17 protein-coding genes are annotated in these 20,931 nt (G+C 48.1%); 1 reads left to right on the top strand and 16 read right to left on the bottom strand.

The window, feature by feature from the left end; genetic code table 11:
- Window positions 1-76 precede the first annotated feature (76 nt).
- The 15 genes from B153_RS0114345 to B153_RS0114275 form a co-directional block, all read right to left on the bottom strand.
- A complete protein-coding gene (locus B153_RS0114345) occupies window positions 77-1,357 on the bottom strand; it encodes a M16 family metallopeptidase (protein WP_020597420.1) in 1,281 nt (426 codons plus the stop codon).
- A 94-nt stretch (window positions 1,358-1,451) separates the two neighbouring features.
- Window positions 1,452-2,645, bottom strand: coding sequence for a type IX secretion system outer membrane channel protein PorV (gene porV / locus B153_RS0114340; RefSeq protein WP_020597419.1), 1,194 nt, complete (start codon window positions 2,643-2,645; stop codon window positions 1,452-1,454).
- 115 nt (window positions 2,646-2,760) lie between these two features.
- Window positions 2,761-6,141, bottom strand: coding sequence for a type IX secretion system sortase PorU (gene porU / locus B153_RS0114335; RefSeq protein ID WP_020597418.1), 3,381 nt, complete (start codon window positions 6,139-6,141; stop codon window positions 2,761-2,763).
- Between the two features lie 77 nt (window positions 6,142-6,218).
- The gene (locus B153_RS0114330; protein ID WP_026262154.1) at window positions 6,219-6,845 is read right to left on the bottom strand and encodes a SprT family zinc-dependent metalloprotease; all 627 of its coding nucleotides are present in this window, start codon (window positions 6,843-6,845) and stop codon (window positions 6,219-6,221) included.
- Window positions 6,846-6,907: 62 nt separating this feature from the next.
- Window positions 6,908-7,099, bottom strand: a complete 192-nt coding sequence (locus B153_RS0114325) for a hypothetical protein (RefSeq protein ID WP_020597416.1) — start codon at window positions 7,097-7,099, stop codon at window positions 6,908-6,910.
- 144 nt (window positions 7,100-7,243) lie between these two features.
- Window positions 7,244-7,756, bottom strand: a complete 513-nt coding sequence (locus B153_RS0114320) for a GtrA family protein (protein WP_020597415.1) — start codon at window positions 7,754-7,756, stop codon at window positions 7,244-7,246.
- Window positions 7,757-7,978: 222 nt separating this feature from the next.
- Window positions 7,979-9,385 carry an NADH-quinone oxidoreductase subunit N gene (locus B153_RS0114315; RefSeq protein ID WP_020597414.1) on the bottom strand — a complete coding sequence of 469 codons (1,407 nt, stop codon included), beginning with the start codon at window positions 9,383-9,385 and terminating at the stop codon, window positions 7,979-7,981.
- Window positions 9,386-9,467: 82 nt separating this feature from the next.
- Entirely contained in the window at window positions 9,468-10,946 is a 1,479-nt protein-coding gene (locus tag B153_RS0114310; protein WP_020597413.1) for a complex I subunit 4 family protein, read from the bottom strand.
- A 53-nt stretch (window positions 10,947-10,999) separates the two neighbouring features.
- Window positions 11,000-12,910 (bottom strand): NADH-quinone oxidoreductase subunit L, encoded by a 1,911-nt coding sequence (nuoL, locus tag B153_RS0114305; protein ID WP_020597412.1) that lies wholly within the window; start codon window positions 12,908-12,910, stop codon window positions 11,000-11,002.
- A gap of 108 nt (window positions 12,911-13,018) precedes the next feature.
- Window positions 13,019-13,363 (bottom strand): NADH-quinone oxidoreductase subunit NuoK, encoded by a 345-nt coding sequence (gene nuoK, locus B153_RS0114300; protein ID WP_020597411.1) that lies wholly within the window; start codon window positions 13,361-13,363, stop codon window positions 13,019-13,021.
- Between the two features lie 143 nt (window positions 13,364-13,506).
- A complete protein-coding gene (locus B153_RS0114295) occupies window positions 13,507-14,328 on the bottom strand; it encodes a 3'-5' exonuclease (protein ID WP_020597410.1) in 822 nt (273 codons plus the stop codon).
- Window positions 14,329-14,384: 56 nt separating this feature from the next.
- Window positions 14,385-15,965, bottom strand: a complete 1,581-nt coding sequence (locus B153_RS0114290; RefSeq protein WP_020597409.1) for an FAD-dependent oxidoreductase — start codon at window positions 15,963-15,965, stop codon at window positions 14,385-14,387.
- 124 nt (window positions 15,966-16,089) lie between these two features.
- Window positions 16,090-16,482 (bottom strand): ExbD/TolR family protein, encoded by a 393-nt coding sequence (locus tag B153_RS0114285; protein WP_020597408.1) that lies wholly within the window; start codon window positions 16,480-16,482, stop codon window positions 16,090-16,092.
- Between the two features lie 67 nt (window positions 16,483-16,549).
- Window positions 16,550-17,260 (bottom strand): MotA/TolQ/ExbB proton channel family protein, encoded by a 711-nt coding sequence (locus tag B153_RS0114280; RefSeq protein WP_020597407.1) that lies wholly within the window; start codon window positions 17,258-17,260, stop codon window positions 16,550-16,552.
- Between the two features lie 225 nt (window positions 17,261-17,485).
- Window positions 17,486-18,457, bottom strand: coding sequence for a zinc-dependent alcohol dehydrogenase family protein (locus B153_RS0114275; RefSeq protein ID WP_020597406.1), 972 nt, complete (start codon window positions 18,455-18,457; stop codon window positions 17,486-17,488).
- A 236-nt stretch (window positions 18,458-18,693) separates the two neighbouring features.
- On the opposite strand from B153_RS0114275, the gene B153_RS0114270 reads away from it, so the two are divergent.
- Complete coding sequence (locus B153_RS0114270) at window positions 18,694-19,419, top strand: MIP/aquaporin family protein (RefSeq protein ID WP_026262153.1); 726 nt, start codon at window positions 18,694-18,696, stop codon at window positions 19,417-19,419.
- Between the two features lie 106 nt (window positions 19,420-19,525).
- Here B153_RS0114270 and B153_RS0114265 read toward each other — a convergent pair whose 3' ends face one another.
- On the bottom strand, window positions 19,526-20,872 hold the full coding sequence (locus tag B153_RS0114265; protein ID WP_040761461.1) for an FAD-binding protein: 1,347 nt from the start codon (window positions 20,870-20,872) through the stop codon (window positions 19,526-19,528).
- Window positions 20,873-20,931: the final 59 nt, after the last annotated feature.

Genomic DNA, 20,931 nt, shown 5'->3' with positions numbered 1-20,931 from the left:
TAAGGGATTGTTACTAAACGGCCAATTTTTTCGTTTACAAACGAAGTGGCCCCAACAAATAAGTTAAAAAATTAACCTACTTACCTCCAACAATTATCTCCTTTAAAACACTTTTCTCAAAATACTTCTTAGAAGTTTCCATAATACCCAATGAAGTAACAGATCGAATATTCTGAATATACGTCGTCAGGAAATTGGCAGGCATTCCATCCAATAAAATCACCTTGTAGCGGTCGGCAATCTCGAATGGCGTATTGAGCGAGCCAACAAATTCACCCGCCATGTAATTTTTTACAATCTCCAGTTCATCGTCGGACACCAATTCTGTTTGCAACGTATGAATTTCTTTCTGTACCTCGTCTAAGGTCTGTTGTGTATTTTCTTTGTTAACATCCGTACCGATCATAAAATACCCATCGTGCCGGAACGAAGGCATATTTGACGAAATGCCATACGTAAAGCCTTTTTCCTCCCGGATATTCTTCATCAGCCTCGACCCAAAGTAGCCCCCCAAAACTTCATTGGTAACCAGCATTTTGAAAAAATCGGGATGAGATCGTGTAAACAGCCGACGCCCTACGCGTATTGACGACTGAATACTATCAGGTTTTTCGGCTACGACAACCGGCTCAGTTGCCGTAACTGGATTCTCCGAAAAAGAAGGCAGGCTGTCCGTTCGGATAAGCGATTGGCCTAATACCTGATTGATGAGTATGACTTCGGTTTCAGTAGCCTGCCCAGCCAGTATGATCTGGAACGGCCTATTTTGAATAACTCGTTCGTAAAAGGCGACAACCTGGTCACGACTCAACTGTTCGATGGCCGCAGGTCGCTGGCTACGACCGTATGGGTGGTTGGCCCCAAATAGGGTTTCGCGCAGCAGAATTCCGGCCAGATAAGCGTTCTTTTCAAAATTGACCCGAAGATTTTGCAGCGTAATATTTCGTAAGTCTTCCAACTCCTTTTGTGGGAAAGTTGGTTCGTTGAGCACTTCGCTCAACAAGGGTAAAACCTTCGGAAGAAACTTGGTGAGGCAGTAGATGACAATGCTCGCCCGATCGGGTCCGCTATTCAGCTCCAGAAAGGCACCATACCGATCAATGTATTCACTGATTTGGGCTGATGAGCGCGACGCTGTTCCTTCGGCAAGCATCTTTACAGCAAAAAAAGCACTGCCTGGCACTTGCTCATACCAGGTTCCAGCTTCGAAAACGCATTCCAGCCGAAGTACAGGCTGTTGCGCTACAGAAATTACATGAAGCGGAATCCCATTATCTAAACGATGCGACTGAACCGGCGGTAAATTTACTTCATAAATGGCCTGAAAGGCGGGAGATTGCGTTCTATCGAGTGTCATATACAAGCAAAGAGTGAAAGAGCGAAAGAGTGAATGAGTGAGAAAAGCTGATGAAAGCTGATTTCACTTATTCACTCTTTCGCTCTTTCACTCTCTAATTTTCGTCGTTTAAAGCTTCGTCGTCACCACCAATGCCACTTCCTTTAGCAAAGTTGAAAACCAGTGAAATACGGAACGTATCGGCCAGTGGGCTGCCTTGTTTGATGGGAACCAGGTACGAAAAATCGACGCCAAAGCGCTGTTGAAGCCGAAGGCCAATACCTGTGGTTACGTATTTGCGTCCGCCTTTTTCGTTCGATTCGTTAAAATAGCCAATCCGGGCAGCAAACTGGTCATTATACCAGTATTCAACCCCTGTCGACAAGGTGATTTCTTTCAGTTCCTCGCTGAATCCACCTGGCGCATCAGCAAACGAGCCAAAAATCGAATCAAAATAATTTTTATTGGCATTCACATTGACCATGGTACCGTTCACATTCTGGTAATTTGGTGTTGGCACCATCAGTTTGTTGGCATCCAATACGAAGTTGAACTTGTTGTACTGGTCAGCAAACAGCGTCAGGCAGGTTCCTAAGCGAAGATTTGTCGGGATAAAGTAGCTCTGTGTACCCCCATAGTTGAGCCGACCACCCAGATTGGAAATCATGCCGCCAAATGCCCAGCCGACACCTTTGCCGGTAGCGTTATCACGCGCTTCGTCATGATAGTAGGCACTGATCTCGGCAGCGGCTGTAGAACCCGGTTTCAGGCCAGGGTTGCTACTTCCTGCTGCCAGGTTCGAGTTAAGGTATTTGAAGCTGGCTGCCAACGAAAACGTTTCGGATAGCCGTTGCGATACCGAAGCTGTAATGGCATATTCCCGTGAATTGAAGGTGCCGGCAGCTACCCCGTTGGCAGTCGTAAAATCAACCGTTCCCAGATCGAAATAGAGCAATGACCCCGATATGGCCGTGTTTCTCCCCACTTTCGAATAACCGCTCAAATAACTATAGTACATATCGCCGATAAGGTTCCGCAACCAGGGCGTATATGAAAGCGCTAATCCCTTACTCTCCTTGGCAAAAACCAGCTTCGACGGGTTCCAGAACACCGAGTTCGCATCAGCATCACCTAACGCTACCCCTGCATCACCTAATGCACCCGAACGAGCATCAGGCGTAAAATTTAGAAACGGGACAGAAGAGGTTGGAACATTAAGAGGCTGGCCGTTAAGATTATTTTGAGCAGATACGACGAGAGGAAAGAAACTGCAGACGCCGAGTAAAACACGGAAAAAAGTGCGCTTCATACAAAGAGTGTTGGTCAACGACAGCCACTGGTTGTGGTAAGTTCGGCAGGGCTGTGCGGTCAAAATTACAATGAATCCTTGGATTAGAAAAAACGAGTGACTTTAAGGCGTTAATTCATTTAGTTAATACAATTCGACTGGTGCCAGTTGCCGCTGTATCGTCTACTGCTGAGCGGATTTCAAGCCGAACGATATATAATCCATTTGGCATCAACTGACCTTCATCGGTTCTACCGTTCCATGAACCCACATCTACTGCGGCATCACAGTTTGTACACTGCCCTGTCTTTCGGCTCAGCAACCGACTGGAAAGGTCATATACACTCAGTACCCAATCCAGAGGCTCTCCCGAGCGATTCAGGTCGGCGGTTAGCGTTGTCAGGTCAGACATTGGATTCGGGCTAACCCGAAATGCCCGCAAAGCTAAACCAGGACGGTCAGAAACTACTATGGTCAACGTGCCCTCACTTGAATTATTGTTAATATCCCAGGCTTTGACCCGTACTGTATATTTTCCGGTCGATAAATTCCGGAATGTGTACTGTGCTTCTCCCTGTCGCCCATCGGCCCCATTGGCTACATAGTTATCATTCAGAATAACCGCTGGCTGCGAGGCCAGTTGAGCCGTTAATTCATGCCCTAAGCCCGATCGGGCAATATTTATTCCTCGGTTATCGCTGAGCAAAACACGCAGGGTCACGTCTGGCCCAGCAATACGCACGGCTTCGCCTTCTGGTAGTCCACCAACTACCGCAAGCGTCATAGAAGGCGGCTGGGTATCAATACTATCCACCAAAACGCTGCCACCAATGCGTAAGCTATCGTAACTGCCACTCGCGTCGAGCAAACTATCTGCCCGCACCGCGTATACGTACAACTTCCCTTTCCCAACGGTATAGTCTATATCTTTAGGTATCGTAAACCGAGCCGTAAACTGGCCTTGCTGAACGGGAATCTGTCCAGTAAAAATTGGATTGCTAAATGCCTGATAAGTCATTTTAGGCGCTCCAGCTTCGGAGCCCAGCGTGGTGTGAGTGGTCGCTTTATCGTACAATGACAAGCGGACGGTTCCTGTAAAGGTAGAAATTCGCTGACCCGACTGCTGAATTTGGCCCGTAAGTTCAACCGTTTGTAACGCATGAAGGGTATCGATCCGGTTTTGAGAAACAGCCTTACCATTTACCTGCGTCAGTACCGCCTGAGCCTGCGGATAGGCTAGCCGCATAGATGGGTCGCCCAATAAGGCAAAATTACGATTGACCGGACCTGTTAAACTATTGTTTTTTGTCAGCCTCATCACATCGCCGAGCCGGGGCATCTGGCCGTTGATGGGCGTAAAAACGGCATTATAGAACGCTTCGTTCAGAAGTAGATTGGTATTGGCATACACAGGCCGGGTTGTGGTCAGGAGTCCAATTCCACCACCCGTTCGGCTCAGCACGGTAAGTTCGGCTCCTGATGTAACGCTTGGGTCGTCGTATCGGCCAAACTGACAGGTTGCTGTAACGAATAACGGCAGCCGGCTGTTACGCCAACCCAGTATATCCTGAAGGGTTACGACCTGCTCATCGGCCAAACCCACTACCCCACCATGACCGCTGTAATTAATGATTAACCGTCCGTTCGTAACGGCCTGATCGATAACCTGATTAACGAGTGGCGCTTTCTGTCCACCCGATGTAGTTTCCTGCGGAAAATCATCCAGAAATATGCGTTCGGCCCGGTAGGCCGGAGAGATTCGCTCCACAATTTTAGCCATCTGATCGGCATCCTGCTGGTGGATATTGTAGTCACCATCATCGGCAACAAACATCACCCGGGTTTGCCAATCACCTGCAATCGAAGGGTCTGAACTGTATCGAATGAGTTTGTCCACAACCGTTTGGGCTTCATCCACCGATTTCACAGGAAGGCGCCCTACTCCAATATCCATCTGATAATCGCCCTGGGAGTTCTCAGGCCACTCGCCCTCATTAGGATCCATAAAGCCAAAATAATCGTCGGACGAATAGCTTAAAACAGGATGGAGAGACTCGCGGCTTTCATAAACAGGAACCATATTGGCCAATTGTGACGCATTGACCTGTCCGGCTATGTTCCGATAATCGTAGGTAGCATCGCCAAACAGCAGCAGGTAGTGGAGCTTCGCAGGCTGCTTCTGATAAAAATACCGGGCCATATCCCGAATAGCAGTAGGATCAGATAAACCGGACCCAAATTCGTTATACACTTGCTGAGTCGTTACAACCAGCACATCTAGCCGATCGTGGTCCCGGCGAAATTGAGCCAATCGGTCAGCCTGAGCTTTCCACGACGCTGGCGTAACAAGGAGTAAATCGGGGGTATTCTGGCTCTGAATACTCTGATTGTTAATCGCCGTCAGTAGAACAGGCGACATGATCTGAGCATCGGTGAACAGGAAATAATCACTTCTTTGGGTAGCTACCCAGCCCGCTTCTTGGCTGGTCGACAGGACATATGCCTGCGAAACGGGCACCAGTGATTTGGTAATATCCCATACACGCAGACGGCTACTGGCCTGACTGACTTTGTACTGTCCTGCTGGAGTTCGACGCACCCATGTTGGCCGATCGAATTGCCGTAGTTCGCGCTGCGTTTGTATACTCAGGTAATTCAAATAGCCTTGCGCTGAATACAAGCCGTTTTTTCGGTAGGTTACAGCCAACCGAACCGGGCTATCACTCGTAGCGGCCTTGGCCAGGAACGTATCGACCCGGGCAATACCCTGATAATCATACTCATATCCGGATATTGGGGCTATTGGCATTATACCAACCTGTTGGTCATTGAATTGCACCCGAAATTGCGTAGCTACTGTAGCCCCTGCCACTACAGAAGCCGTCAACCGTATAGGTGTATTGGCCACAAGACCCGGTACATCAAACGCAACGCTCTTTGTAGTGTCGGTGGTCAGGTATTCTCCTAACCATTCACGTCCTGAATGAACAGCCGGTACTTTCGTCAGATCCTGTTCATGAAATTGATAATCGTTGAAGGTTGTTACGGTAGCTGAACTACCTACTGCTCCTGCCGGGCGCTCAGCAATCCGCAGTCCCGACGACGTACCTATGGTCAGGAAGTAAAAGGTGGTATCGGAGTAAGGGTTGATTTGATGCGTAAATCGTTGCGCTACCGAATCAAACCGAATTACGTGTGGGCTCTGTCCAAAAAACAGAACCGCATCTTCCGCGTCGAATCGACCATCGGCCTCTCCGACCACCTGAATGGCATTTTCAGTGAGGTCGGATGGTCTGGCTACTGCATTTGATTGTGGTAAAACAGCCCCTCCATTTCCATATAATCGCAGTTTACGAGGGTCAGCCGTCGAAAAAGCAGGATTCAATTTAGCCAGTTGTGTCTGCGTTAGTCGATATACGCCTGATTCGGTAACTGCCACCTTCACCCAAACCCCTTCCCGCAATACTGATTGGGCCTGAACGCCATGAAAAATAATCGGCAAAGAACCATAAACCATGCGAATCAATAGCCAACCTATCCACTGAAAGTGTAGGGGCCTTGTTCCGTTGTTCATTGTACCGCGTTCAGTATACATTATTCAATCACCTCTACCCATGCATGCGCCAGAATGGCATATGATTTACCGGATGTTATTTCCTTACAAACGACTCGAGTCCGTCGTAGCGTACCCCGAACGTACGTCTTTTGCGCCAATCGAAACGAATTTCCCTCTGGCACATCCCGAAGTAAAACCCGATTCGTGGGTACAGGCTCGTTAATCTTTTTGTCAAATTGCCGCAAGGCCAGCATCAACTGTGAATTTGTGTAAGTCGTAGCACCCGGATTCGACATGTATTGCTTCAGCGGCTCCAGGACAATTGGCGGGAAAATGGCGTCTGTCAGCAAAGGGTGCATCAGTCGCTGGAATGCATTTTGCCAGGCCCGGCCGTGCGGCTTTACCCGTCTGATTCTCCGTTGCGATCTGTATTGGTGATGAACATCGGCATGGGCTACTTCATGCACATATGTGATCAGAAAAGCATACGGGTTCAGATTTGTATTGACGGTGATCTGCGTCTGGTTCTGTGGCAAAACCCGAAAATCGCCCAGCCTGGTCCGGCGAGGTTTTACGATTCGAAACCCAAATTGGTAAGATTGCCAGAGCTGATGGCAGTACTCGACAGCTCCTGATGGCACATGTGTGGAAAATACGTCTGTCAAGGTCTAAAAAACAAAAAAGCCTTATAAAAATAAGGCTTTTTTGCATGCTGTGGAGAAGAAACTTATTTCTTCGTAGTGTCAGCAGCAGCCGAATCCGTAGCCATGGTAGAAGCCGAATCCGTAGCCATCGTGGTGGTGTCGGTCGACATCGTAGCGGTCGAATCAGTGGTGGTTTCTTCCGTCTTAGGTTTGCTTTGGCAAGCAGCGAAGGTCAGCATGCTGCCAACGAACAATAGAGCGAATACTTTTTTCATTTGACTGAAAATGCTATTTTAGGTTTCCGGTGGCAAATATAGTTTTTTTACAGTAAATCCAATATTCCTCTTAATAAATTTGTGGAAATCTGGACTTTGTATCCAAAAAGTTATATTCGTAATTGAATTTATCAGTGATAGGGCTTAGATCTGCTCCTCTTTTTCCTTCGATGATCGGGACAGAATTTTGTCGTACATTCCTGTACTACGGAAGGTCAGAAGCTTATGCCCAAAATAGTTTGCCAGAAAACTCATACCCATACCAACCACATGCGAGCCCGTTTCGCGCCATATTTTTTGACCTGGGTCGGGTAGCAATGGAGTAGCGATCCATTCCAATACATATTTGGAGACATAAACCTGCACAATGAGTGCAAGGAGGGCTATAGCCAGGAATTTAACAGCTTCCCGCCCTGTATTACCTGTTTTTCCGGCCGAAAATGCATACCTCTTCGTCGGTATGAAAGTCAATACCGTAGCGGTGAGGTAGCCGCAGAAAACACTTACATCAAAATCAAAGAATTGCCGATAGAAAATCCGGCTGATGAAATTTATTGACGCACCTAACAAAGCCGTCAGAAAGAACGAAAAAAAGTCCTTATATTCTTTAGGCTTTGGCTGTTCGATGCTGCTCACGTTCACAAGTTGACCGGACAAAAGTATACTGAATAAACTAGACTTGATTCGTTATCAAACCCAAAAATACAAACTCAAATGCAAACGTGTATGTTCTGGCGATAGGTTACTTAGGCTACGGTCATTCAGTATCACTAAAAGCTATGAGTAGCTCCGGGGCTTTTAATTACCCTACAGTAAGCTGGTATCTAGCCTTTTTTCCAAAAAACGCTCCATCCTTTAGCTTATAGAGAGAAGCAACGTTTAAAATAAACCTTCCAACAAACCAGGAGCAATGCCTAGCCCTAACGTCAATATAGTAGCGGCTACCAATACATATCGATAAAAAGGAGCCACCTGAATGGGATCATTGCCCCCATCCCGGAAATACATGGCGATAATTACCCGGAAGTAATAATAAATACCAACCGCCGACATCAACACCGCAACAACCAATAGCCAGATTTGGCCCCGCTCAACGGCAGTTGAAAACATATAAAACTTTCCCCAGAACCCAGCGGTCAACGGAATTCCGGCCAGGGAAAGCATGGATACCGTCATAGCCACGCCCAGCAGTGGGTTTTGGCGGGCTAAGCCATTGAACGAATCAAAATTCTCAGTAATTACGCCTTCGCTGGTAATCGTCTGTGAACTTCTTTGCTGGGCTACCAGAAGCAATACCCCAAACGCAGCAATGGTGGCTATTGAATAAGCCAACGAATAAAAGACAATAGCCTGTTTCGTATTGGTTCCTAATGAAGCCAGCCCAATAAGCAGATAACCAGCATGCGAAATACTGGAGTAAGCCATCATCCGCTTAAAACTGTTCTGATAAACGGCTGTGATGTTTCCAGCTACCAGCGTCAGGGCGGTTATGATAGCCAGGATCGTCCACCAGAACGTGTAAACTCCACCAAATGAAACGGATAACAGCCGAAACAGAGCCGCAAAGCCTGCCGTTTTCACGACTGTCGACATAAACGCAGTGAAAATAGTAGGGGCACCATCATACACATCCGGAGTCCAGAAATGGAATGGTGCCGCTGAAACTTTGAACAGGAGCCCGATCAGGAGCATCAACAAGCCAACATACAACAACAGCGAAAGGCCTACCTGTGGGTGTGCCGCATAGGAACCAATGCCAGCGATCGTAAACGATCCGGTAGCTCCATATAGCAAGGCCATCCCAAACAACATAATACCCGTTGCAAAGGAACCCATCAGAAAATACTTCATGGCCGCTTCGTTCGAACGCAGATTCCGCTTGTCGCTCCCGGTCAGAACGTACATGGATATAGACAGGATTTCGACCCCAACGAAAAGCATAATCAGGTTCTCAAAGCCCACCATCATAATGGCCCCTACCAGCGAGAACAGAATAATAGCGTAGTATTCAGCGGGCTGTGCCGACTCGTCGTTTAGAAAATTACTCGACAACGCCACCACCATAAAAGCCGATAGAAGTATGATGGCCGTAAAAACCATCGCCAGATTATTGGTTCGCAGCATATCATTAAAATACAGATAGGATTTGTTCCAGTCTATGAAATTAACAGCCAATGCAACAACCAGGAATAATAACGTGGCGGGCAATAAGATAGCTCTCGACTTCATAAAGCCAAGAAACAATAGCCCAATACCAAAAACCGATAACAAAACGATGGGAAGCATATTTTTTTAGCTTTCGGTTTACACTTTCGGTTGACGGATATACAATCCTACTGAAACTCGTAAACTGTAAACACTTTAAACATTATTTCATGGACACTGCCGTCGTACCAATGTATTTCATCAGATTGACGACTGCCGGTTGTGTTAGTTCTAAAAATGTATTTGGGTAAACGCCAATCCAGAATACCATAACGACCAGCGGAATAAATACCCAGCTTTCAGAACTGGTCAGATCAGCAAAGGTCTCCGTACGTGATGTGGTCGAGCCAAACATACTTTTCTGGAATAAGCGCAACATGTATACGGCCCCAAAAATAATGGTAAATCCAGCCGCCAGACCCAGATAGTGGTTGGACGTAAAGACGCCATGCAGCAGCAGGAACTCGCCAACGAATCCATTGGTCAGCGGAAGCGCCACACTACCCAGGAGCATAATCATGAAAAATACGGTCAGTTTAGGTGTCGATTGCGTAATGCCACCAAGCTGATCGAGCTGCCGGGTATTCGTACGCGAGAAGATGACATCGGCAACGAAGAACATTCCTACAACGTTGATCCCGTGTGCCAGCATTTGTACCAGCGCTCCCTGCATACCCGTTTCCGTTTGCGAGAACACCCCGGCCGCCATCAAACCAACGTGCGAAAATGACGAATAGGCGATCAGCCGCTTCATGTCGCGCTGGCGAATGGCAATAATTGATCCATATACAATCCCAATCACCGAAAGGATAATCGCTGTTTTGCCCCATGCTTCGACCCCTAATGGAACGATTGGCAAAATAAACCGGATCAGCCCATAAACGCCCATTTTAAGCATGATACCCGCCAGCAGCATGGTAGCTGGTGTAGGCGATTCAACGTAGGTATCGGGTTGCCAGGTATGGAAGGGGAATACCGGCATCTTGATGGCAAAGGCAATAAAGAACGCCCAGAACAGCCAGTTTTGAGCTTCGGGCGTCAGTTTCAGTTTATAAAAATCAGCGATGGCAGCCGAATGAGGAGCGGTTAGCGTAGCGGGAGTCTGGTAGTATAGATAGACTAATGCAACCAGCATGAACAGACTTCCGAAGATGGTGTAAACAAAAAATTTGAAGGTAACCGGGATTCGATTTTCGCCACCCCACATAGCTGCGAGGAAATAAATGGGAATCAATGCGGCTTCAAAGAACAGATAGAATAAAAACCCATCACGCGCTGTAAAGACGCCCATCAGAGCCGCCTGCATGTACAGCATTAGGGCATAAAAGGTGGCTGGTTGCTTATAAGACCGATTGAAGGTAGACAGGATGATGAATGGAACCAGCAGGCCCGTCAGTAACACCAGCAAAATACTGATACCGTCGATACCCGCACTGAACCGAATGCCCAATGAGCCAATCCAGGCATAGTCGAAACCGAATTGCGAGCTTGCATCGGGCTTGAAGCTCACTAAAGCCGCTCCAGCAATGGCCAACTCAACCAATGCAGCTACTAAAGCAGCCTGTTTTATCCGTTCTCCCCGAATCAGAAGAATCAGGGTAGCCGCTACAACGGGGTAAAAAATCAGGAATAATGTAAGCATATACTGATTTACAAAGTACGATGTTCGATTGGCGAACTATTCTACCGTATGAATTAAAGTCGAATGAAAAACCGAAAGGCGAAGATGAGTACAATGCTGACAACCATAGCCAGCACGTAGAATCCAATGGAGCCATTCTGCAATAACCGTAACTGAGCTGAACCCTGACGAACCAGCCAGGCAACCCCATTTACGACACCATCGACCAGCCCTTCGCCAAAGCTGTACAAGGCATCGCCAAGCCCACGAATAGGCCGAACAATAATCGTATCGTACAGTTCGTCGACATAGTATTTGTTGTACACTACCTGTTCAGGCAAAGACCGCTCAGCCGAATCGGATGCCGGAACAGCCCCCCGGCTAATGTACATAACATAGGCAATAATGAGCGATACGATAGCTACTCCCGACGAAATGGCCATCAGCATATATTCTGTACTGTGATCAATGGCTCCTTCGGCAAATGCTTCAGGATTGACCTGACGAGACCCTTCGAACAGCGGCTCCATAAAGTGACTCAGCCAACCCCCACCCGGTAAGTTGAGCGCTCCACCAACAACTGACAGAACCGCCAGAATCATCAAGGGAAGCGTCATGGTGAGCGGAGATTCGTGCAGATGATGCTTTTGTTCGTCCGTGCCACGGAATTCGCCAAAGAACGTCAGAAACAACAGCCGGAACATGTAGAACGATGTCAGACCCGACCCCAGAACGCCTAACGCCCAAAGCAGTTTACTATGCTCATACACATGAGCCAGAATCTCGTCTTTTGAGAAGAAACCTGCCAGGGGCGGTATACCCGAAATAGCCCAGGTGCCTAGCAAAAAGGTGAAGAACGTAATCGGTAAGGCTTTCCGCAGACCGCCCATCTTCCGAATATCCTGCTCGTCAGACATGGCGTGAATAACGCTACCCGCACCGAGAAACAACAGGGCTTTAAAGAAAGCGTGAGTAATAACGTGAAACATTCCCGCCGTATACGCCGTTGCGCTCAGGCCCAGGAACATGTATCCCAACTGCGAAACTGTCGAGTACGCCAGCACTTTCTTGATATCATTCTGCAACAGACCAATCGATGCGGCAAGTAATGCTGTTGCGATGGCGATTCCACCGATGATTTCGAGCGTAAGTGGCGACAAGGTATACAGCACATTCGACCGAACGACCATATAAATACCGGCCGTAACCATGGTAGCTGCGTGAATCAGGGCCGATACAGGCGTAGGGCCCGCCATAGCGTCGGGAAGCCAGGTGTAGAGCGGAATCTGAGCCGATTTACCCATAGCCCCAACAAACAGAAGCAGGGTGATTGCCAGAATAGTTTTATCGCCCATTCCCAAACTGGTTGCCTGTTTGAAAACATCCAGGTATTCGACCGTACCAAAAGTGTTGATGATTAAGAATATGCCCAGGAGAAAACCAAGGTCGCCAATACGGTTCATGACGAAGGCTTTGCGGGCGGCATTATTGTAGCTGGTATTCTTGTTCCAGAAACCAATGAGCAGGTACGAACACAACCCTACGCCTTCCCAGCCAATGAACATGATGACGTAGTTGGAACCCATCACCAATAGCAGCATGAAGAAAATGAACAGGTTCAGGAACGCCATGAACTTGCCAAATCCTTCGTCGTGATGCATATAGCCGATACTATACAGGTGAATCAGCGAACCAACGCCCGTTACTACCAGCAACATCAGCAACGACAACTGATCGATCTGGAACGAGAAATTAATGTGCAGGTCACCCACGCTAATCCAATCGAAGAGGGTAGCGATTTGTGGGCCAGCTTCGGCCTGGAAGCCAAGAAATAACGAAATGGAGATTAAAAAAGAGGCCAGTACGGCGGCCGTAGCAATAAATCCGACCAAACCCGTTGGCACTCGGCGAAAGCCAAGGCCATTAATCAGGAAGCCAACAAGCGGAAAGAGCGGGATTAACGCACAGAGTAATTCTATTTTCATTAGTCGATAGTCAATAATCGTCAGCTAATAGTTACGGTCTGCTAAAGCAATCAGTCAATAGATTAAAATACTGTTAACAACCATTGACTACCAACTGACAACTCTTTTTTACCATTTCAATTTATTAAGCAAGCCCACATCAATAGAGCGGGTATTGCGGTAAATCATGACAATAATAGCCAGCCCCACCGATACTTCGGCAGCTGCCACGGCCATAATGAAAAAGACAAATACCTGCCCGGCCGAATCGGATCGATAGGACGAAAAGGCGATAAGTAGTAGGTTGACCGCATTGAGCATCAACTCAATGGACATAAAAATAATGATCGCGTTACGCCGGGTCAGTACGCCAATGATGCCAATCACAAAGAGGGCGGTACTGAGAATCAGATAATACGTAAGCGGTATTTGCTGAATGACTTCCGGAATGAGGACGTCCTGCGTGGGTTGCATGGCTTGCCGGTTAATAGAAAGTACCGCAAATGTAAAGATTATTCGTTTATGTAGTGCAGTGGGTGCAATAAGTCAAAGCGGTGCTATACGGGTACCGATGTATGACCTGGCCAAACCTCGCCACTACTCTACATTCCTGCGTTTCACCGTTTGCCATTTACGTGGCTGAACATACGGAGTCGAATTTCGGTCAATCGCCGTTTGGTGTCCAGCGGGAATTCCCCTTTCAGCATCCAGTCGTAAAACGAGGGTTCTTTTTTCAACACCTCCATCACCGACATGCCTTTGTGCTTGCCAAAATTGAACACTTCTTCGCCTTTGTCATTGAGAACCATGCGGCCAGCCAGATCGACATTGGTATTGGCGGTCAGGCTGTGAAGCATATCGATATCATTCTCAAATACGACATCCTGCCCACCGTCGGTTCGGGCGACCCTGCCATGGTAACGCTGTACCTGTGCATTTAAGACTTCCAGGCTCGCCAGCGTATCTGCTTCAGCGCCGTGTGCGCCGATCAACTCTTTATCGCAGTAGAATTTGTAAGCAGCCGACAGATTGCGTGGTTCCATCAAATGAAAGATACGCTGCGCATCGACCAATCGGCGGTTTTTCACGTCGAAATCCACATTTGCCCGCAGAAATTCCTCGACAAGCAGTGGCACATCGAACCGATTGCAGTTGAAACCCGCCAAATCACATCCTTCCAGAAACTGCGACAAGGTTCGGGCAACCGATTTAAACGGAGGAGCGTCTTTCACATCGTCGTCGTAAATGCCATGAATCATGCTCGACTCCAGCGGAATAGGCATGCCCGGATGCACTCGCTGGGTTTTGCTGACCACTTCACCACCCGGCATCGCTTTCATGATACAGATGTCGATAATGCGGTCTTTGGCAATATTTATGCCCGTAGTCTCAAGATCAAAAAAAGCGAGGGGCTTTTTGAGTATAAGTTGATGCGTCATAACCAAACCAGAATTTCACCCGGTCAGGTTGCAAAGGTAAACAGGTTTCGGAGGAATCAGGCTTTTTTCAGTGTCTTAACCCAGTCAATGCCGTTCCGAACCTCATCGACGGTTGGCATGCGGCCTTCTTCCATCAGCTCACGAATGGCAATAATATCCTGATCGCGCTGAAGTCCTGCCGCAGCCCGGATCTGGTTTTGCTGAATGTACAACGCCAGAAAAGAATCGTCTTTTTCGGGATCACCATCGTAAATAATATCGTCAATAGCTGTCGTATGGCCAACATAAGCAAGTTGATGCCCCTGCTGATCGGTCCAGAAAAAAGGGGCCGACAGGTAAGGCGTTTGCTGCCCAGCCATATTTAATCCAGCCACATGTCCTTGCTGGCAGGCCACTCGCCAGTGCTCAATGCGTTGGGAGCCATCGGCAGTTGGGTAATGGACAATATCGCCAGCCGCATAGAGTCCCTCCATGCTGTTCAAATTACCATCCGTGCTGATTCCACCATCCGTTTCGAGTGATATTCCCAACAAAAAATCGGTTCGTGGTTTTACGCCCAACCCGAGTAAGACAACATCGGCAGGCAGGCGGTCGCCATTGTCCAGCACAACGGTCTGAACCGTGTCCTCTCCTTCCAGATGGTCTACTTTCCGACCCAGATGAAACCTTATTCCTGCATCTTCATGCCATTTCTGAACCACACGACCAATTTTTTCGCCCAGAATTTTTCGGAATGGAACAGAGTCTGGCCCAACTACATCGATTTCACTGCCAAGTTTTCGCAGACTCATGGCTCCTTCAAGTCCAATAAACGAGCTCCCTACGATAACGAACCGCTTCCCTTGCTTTCCTAAGTCGCGCAAATGCTGGCTATCGTACATACTACGGAGTGTGTAGACTCCCTTCAGATTAGGGTTTAGGCCAGGCAGTGTATTGGGCTGGCCTCCGGGACAAACGAGTACCTTGTCGTAGGTTAGTGTTTCGCCAGAAGCTAACTCAATCCTCTTTTCGATTGGATCAAGTACTGTAACCCGCTGGTTGGTACGGATTTCAATACCAAAATCAGCATAAAAATCCTCAGGCCGAAGGGGCATCCACTCATCAGGAGCCGCATCCTGCAAGTATTCTTTGGAGCAATTGGGACGGTCATAGGGAAACTGATCACTTTCAGTCAGCATGATAATTTTGCCAGTAAACCCACCTTCCCGCATGGCTTCGGCCGCAAAAGCACCAGCCGCTCCGCCCCCAACAATCACATAGGTTTCTGTATTGGCTTCGTCGGGGGTAGCCATCGGATTTTCCAGACTCTCTTTATTGGTCGTTACCCGAACAAACACCTGGTCCTGCTCGATACGAACCTCATGCGTAGGCAGGCCATTCAGAGCAGGAGCTTCGAGTCGATGCCCATTCCGAACATCAAAACAGGCATTGTGCCACGGACAAATCAGCCGATGCCCATTCAGAACCCCCTCAACTAGTGGCCCGTGGTAATGGGTACACTGCGGATGTAGCGCGTAAAACTGTCCGTCGGTGCGGGCGAGCAGTACATCCGTATCGCCTACGCGAACTAATTTCAATTCACCATCAACGAGGTCATTCACATGACAAACAGGGGATTCGGTGTAGTCGGCTATCATAATCGATTCGTTTACCCTATTAACTGGAAAGTAAGCCAATTTGATTGACTATAAAAAAAGCCGATGCGGCAACGGCATCGGCTTACGATAAGTAATGAAGGCCAAAACGACCTGGCGAATTGGTTTATTTCGAGGTTGCCATCACCATCTTGATATTGAGCTTGGCGCCCGTTTGCAGTACATCGACCAAATCCTGAACCGTCAGACTTTTGTCAAAACGTACCACAACGGTCGGCTCGGCAATACCAGCCATGATGGTTTTCAACTCGTTTTCCAGATTTGCCGGATCGACGGGTTTCTTATCAATAAAATATTGTTTCTTGTCATCGACCGACAACGTCACCTGCTTCTTGCTCAACTGCTGCGACGAAGCGGCTTTGGGCAACATGAGTTTTATGACGTTGGGGTTGGCTACCGTAGAAATAATGAGGAAGAACAACAACAGGAAAAACATGATGTCGTTCAGCGACGAGGTCGCCACTTCGGCAGCAAACTTATTTTTTCGACGGAGTTTCATAATTGCAATGGATAATGAACAATGAAAAATGGACTGGCTTTTAGCCCCATGTCACATTATTCATTGGTTACCGCACCCGCGCAGGTTCGTTGGTCGGTTTTTGAAGCACCTCGATAAATTCGAATGCATTGATTTCGAGGGCTAGGGTAAACCGTTCGATCATCATGTTGAGCAGGTGATAGCCTGTATAGGCAATAACCCCGACGATCAAACCGGCTCCTGAGGTGATCATTTTTTCGTACAAACCACCCGCAATGATCCCGACACTGATATTATCAGACAACGAGATGTCGTAAAAGATGCGGATAATCCCGGAGATGGTTCCGATAAAACCCATCATTGGTGCAATACCGGCAATGATCCCCAGATAGCCCATATTCCGTTCCAGCCGCGATAGCTCGATCTGGCCAACCGTTTCGATGGTGCTTTCGATTTCCCGAATGGGTGACCCGATTCGGCCGATAGCCTTTTCAAACACACGGCCCATAGCGGTACGCTGATTTTTGGCGAATGATTCGGCCGACCGAATATTACCCTGCGCCACCATATCCCGGATGTTGTCGATAAAGTTGGCGTCGGTCTTCGATTGGGAGCGAATGACAAAGTAGCGCTCAAAAATCAGATAAAGCGCGGCAAAAAATAAAATGGCGATGGGAATCATGACCCAACCCCCTTTGGCTACCAGGTCGAATAACTGGAGCGATTGGGTTTGGGTGCCCGCTGTGGCAGACAGCGAAGCGGCTGTAGTATCGACAGCCGGAACCTGAAGCAAAAGCATACGAACGAGTCGGGTAAGTGGATGAGGTAAGACCAACAGAGTCGTTACAGGAACAAACGTGCGGGTTTCACCGGATATTGTTTCAAAGATAATGAAGTAACACAGACATCCTGTCCGATGTTAACAAATACCGCCCAGATGGTCATTTTACTTAGCAAATACTTGTCGGACAGCCGCAAGCGATTCTGCCAGATTAAACGACCAGCAATCGTATACACTAAACCGTCAGGGCTTTACTAGGATCTTACCCCATCGGCCATGCCGTTCGGCATGATCAACAGCTTCGGTAATTTGGTCGAGATTATACGAGGCTTCAACGGGTAACTGTATCTGACCCGATGCGAGCAGACTAATTACTTGCTGGGCAACATCCTGCCGGGTTTGACTATCGACCCGATGCATCCAGTCCGTCAGCCAGAAACCTTTCACCGTCAATCCTCTGAATATCATCAGTCCCGCATTGATCTGTGGATCTTGCAGGCTCAATACGCCATAGATGAGCATGGTCCCTCCTTTACCTAAACATTTCAGGGCTTCAGTTGCGGTATGTCCGCCAACGGCATCCAGCACACAGGTTACACCAGCACCTTCCGTTATCTCTTTGACGCGGTCGGTCAGATTTTCCGTTTCGACATTAACGACTTCGGTAAGACCAAGCGCTTTCAGTTCCTGGTTCAGGTCGTCGCGCCGAACGGTACCAATCGTTTTGATACCCCTCATTTTGCACAATTGGATAACCATTTTGCCAAAGGCCGAACCAGCAGCCGTGAGCATAAGCCAACCTCCTTCCGGCACTTTCGAATCCTGTACCATCGCATAGGCCGTAAACGGATTAACGAATAATTGAGCCGCTACATCATCAGACATGGCATCGGGCACCGGAATCAAACTCCGATGATGCGCTATGGCATATTCGGCCCAGGTGCCTATACCTGTAAAGCTAACCCGCACACCTGTTCGCATCTGAACGCCCTCGCCCAGCGCATCCACAATGCCTACACCTTCAAAACCGGCTCCCGACGGTAGTTTTGGACGAATTCCGTACAGATTCTGCACGAACATGATATCGGACGGATTGATGGGTGCCGCAATTACCTTTATCCGAACCTCATTTGGTCCGGGTTCGGGCATGGGGGTATCAGCGGTTTTCAGAATATCGGTGGGTTTGCCAGTTTGGTCAAAAACAATGCGTTTCATTTGCTACGAAGCGAGTTAAAGAATACTAAATTTGTTGAGTAACAGATAATCCAGGGACTTTTATAGCTCGGATTTGGATTCGGGCCAAAAATATAATTTAATTTGCATAAACTATTCCTAAACCTCGAAATCAAGTCATTAGCCAATGGTCGTCAGTCGATAGGTCAGTAGGGACTTACCCGTGTCTTTTTCTGACCATTGCCTGACGACTTTGGCTATCGACGATTGTCTTCATCATGCACACCTCTCCATTTTTAGGTGAATTAATTGGCACAATGGTGCTGCTGTTATTAGGTAACGGCGTAGTCGCCAACGTAGTTTTAAAACAAACCAAAGGTGAATCGGCGGGTTGGATCGTTATTACAGCAGGCTGGGCGTTTGCGGTTACGATGGGGGTTTTCGTGGCTAAAGCGTTCGGCAGCACCGACGCGCATCTGAACCCGGCCGTTACGATCGCATTTGCTGTCGCCACCAACGATTTCAGCCATGTTGTGCCCTATATTACGGCTCAAATGATCGGTGCTTTTCTGGGCACTACCCTCGTCTGGTTACATTATCTCCCCCATTGGGCAGCCACACCCAACCCCGGCGATAAACTGGCTTGTTTTTCGACTGGGCCAGCCATTCGTTCAACAGGGGCTAATTTCCTAAGCGAAGCTTTAGGCACCCTGGTTCTCATTCTGGGCTTAGCGGGTATTTCATCAAAAAATCTTGGCGAACTAGCTATAGGGGTTGGTCCTTATCTGGTTGGTATTCTGGTCTGGAGTATTGGTCTTTCGCTGGGAGGTACAACGGGGTACGCGATTAACCCCGCCCGTGATTTAAGCCCACGACTGGCCCATGCTATTCTACCAATTTCAGGTAAAGGCTCATCCGACTGGAGCTACGCCTGGATACCCGTTGTTGGTCCAATCGTTGGTGCGATTGTGGGGGGCCTGCTGATTCGTGGATTCGCGCTATAAAGGCTATACCACAAACAAAAATGAGATCCACAGAGCGCTCTGTGGATCTCATTTTTGTTTGTGTAGCTCTGTGTTATAGTTCTCAAAGTTTATGTCCTCAACAACCTCAGCTTCCGAAAATATTGGTATCCAGAAAGGCGTTGCGGAATTTTCCCTGAGGGTCGTAGTCGGTCAGCATTTTCTTAAACTCCGGCATTTTCTCGTAACGCGCCTGTAGCTGTTTAGGCGCGATGGTAAACAGCTTGCCCCAATGTGGCCGGGTATTGAACGGAGCCAATTCTTTCTCGATCATAGGTAATACCTTTTTGACCGAAGGCCAATCCTGTTTCCAGGTAAAGTGAATGGCCAGGCTCGGACGTTTGTAGCAGGGACTCATCCACAGATTATCGGCATCGATGGTACGCAGTTCGGTGATCATCAGGTGAGGACTTACAAACTTATTCAGTCGCTCAACGGCGAGGATTGCCTCAACGGCATTTTTCCGGTCTACAAAATATTCCGATTGCAATTCTTTTCCACTGCTCGGCGTAAAACCCATTCGGAAGTGTGGTAACCGCTCGTACCAGGGTCCCGGAACGCCCATCTGCTCGGTGCAATTTACCGCCGACAGCTCGGCAATGGGGTGCAGGTTCTTCGTAGCCCGTTTGGCCCCGTAAAACTCCGGCTTGGCCTCCAGCGTTTTTCCTGCTTCAATCTTCCGCTTAATCCAGACCTCATTTACGCGCTTTTTCTGCCAGTCGGTAAACAGACTTACGCTATAGCCGCTCGACATAATGGCGTCAAAATGCTCCTGAAGCTGCGCCAGTGGAAGGTTTTCGTACACATCCTGCCGCATCTGGAACGTTGGCTGAATATCAAGAGTGATTTTGGTCACGGCTCCTAAACCGCCCAGGTGTACTACAGCCGCTTTGAAAGCGTCGCCATCTTTAGCGCGAGAGAGCGTCCGTATTTCCCCTTTGGCCGTCACGATTTCCATAGCCGCAACGGCCGTAGACAGATTTCCATTTTTCACTCCGGATCCATGAGTAGCCGTAGCACAGGCACCCGCTATGGATATATGCGGCAACGAGGCCAGGTTATGAAGCGCAAACCCTTTTTTGTCCAGATACGGAGCCAGTTGACCATACTTCATACTGGCATCGACGGTTACGGTTTTGGCTTTGGTATCCAGTGAAATCACATCGTCCATCTCCGTCAGCGAAATGAACTGGTTTTTGCTATCAGCTATCCCATTGAAACAGTGGCGCGTACCCAGTACTTTTAGTTTATTCTGTTTTTTGATAAAGTCCTGTACTTCCTGAATTGACCTGGCTTTGGTGAGTTTGGTAGTGCTATACTCGTAATTACCAGCCCAGTTTCTGATTTTTTCGTCGGCCACCCAGCTAACCAGTGGCGACAATAACGGAGTAGCCATTAGTGTAGACGACAACTTGAGAAAGGTTCTTTTTTGCATGGTTATAGGGTTTTTCGCTAAACTAATTGGATATTTCGACAATATTACAAGCCTAAACG

The organism is Spirosoma panaciterrae DSM 21099, from assembly GCF_000374025.1.
In the GTDB taxonomy this organism is placed as follows: domain Bacteria; phylum Bacteroidota; class Bacteroidia; order Cytophagales; family Spirosomataceae; genus Spirosoma; species Spirosoma panaciterrae.
This window is presented reverse-complemented; position numbering and strand designations above follow the sequence as displayed.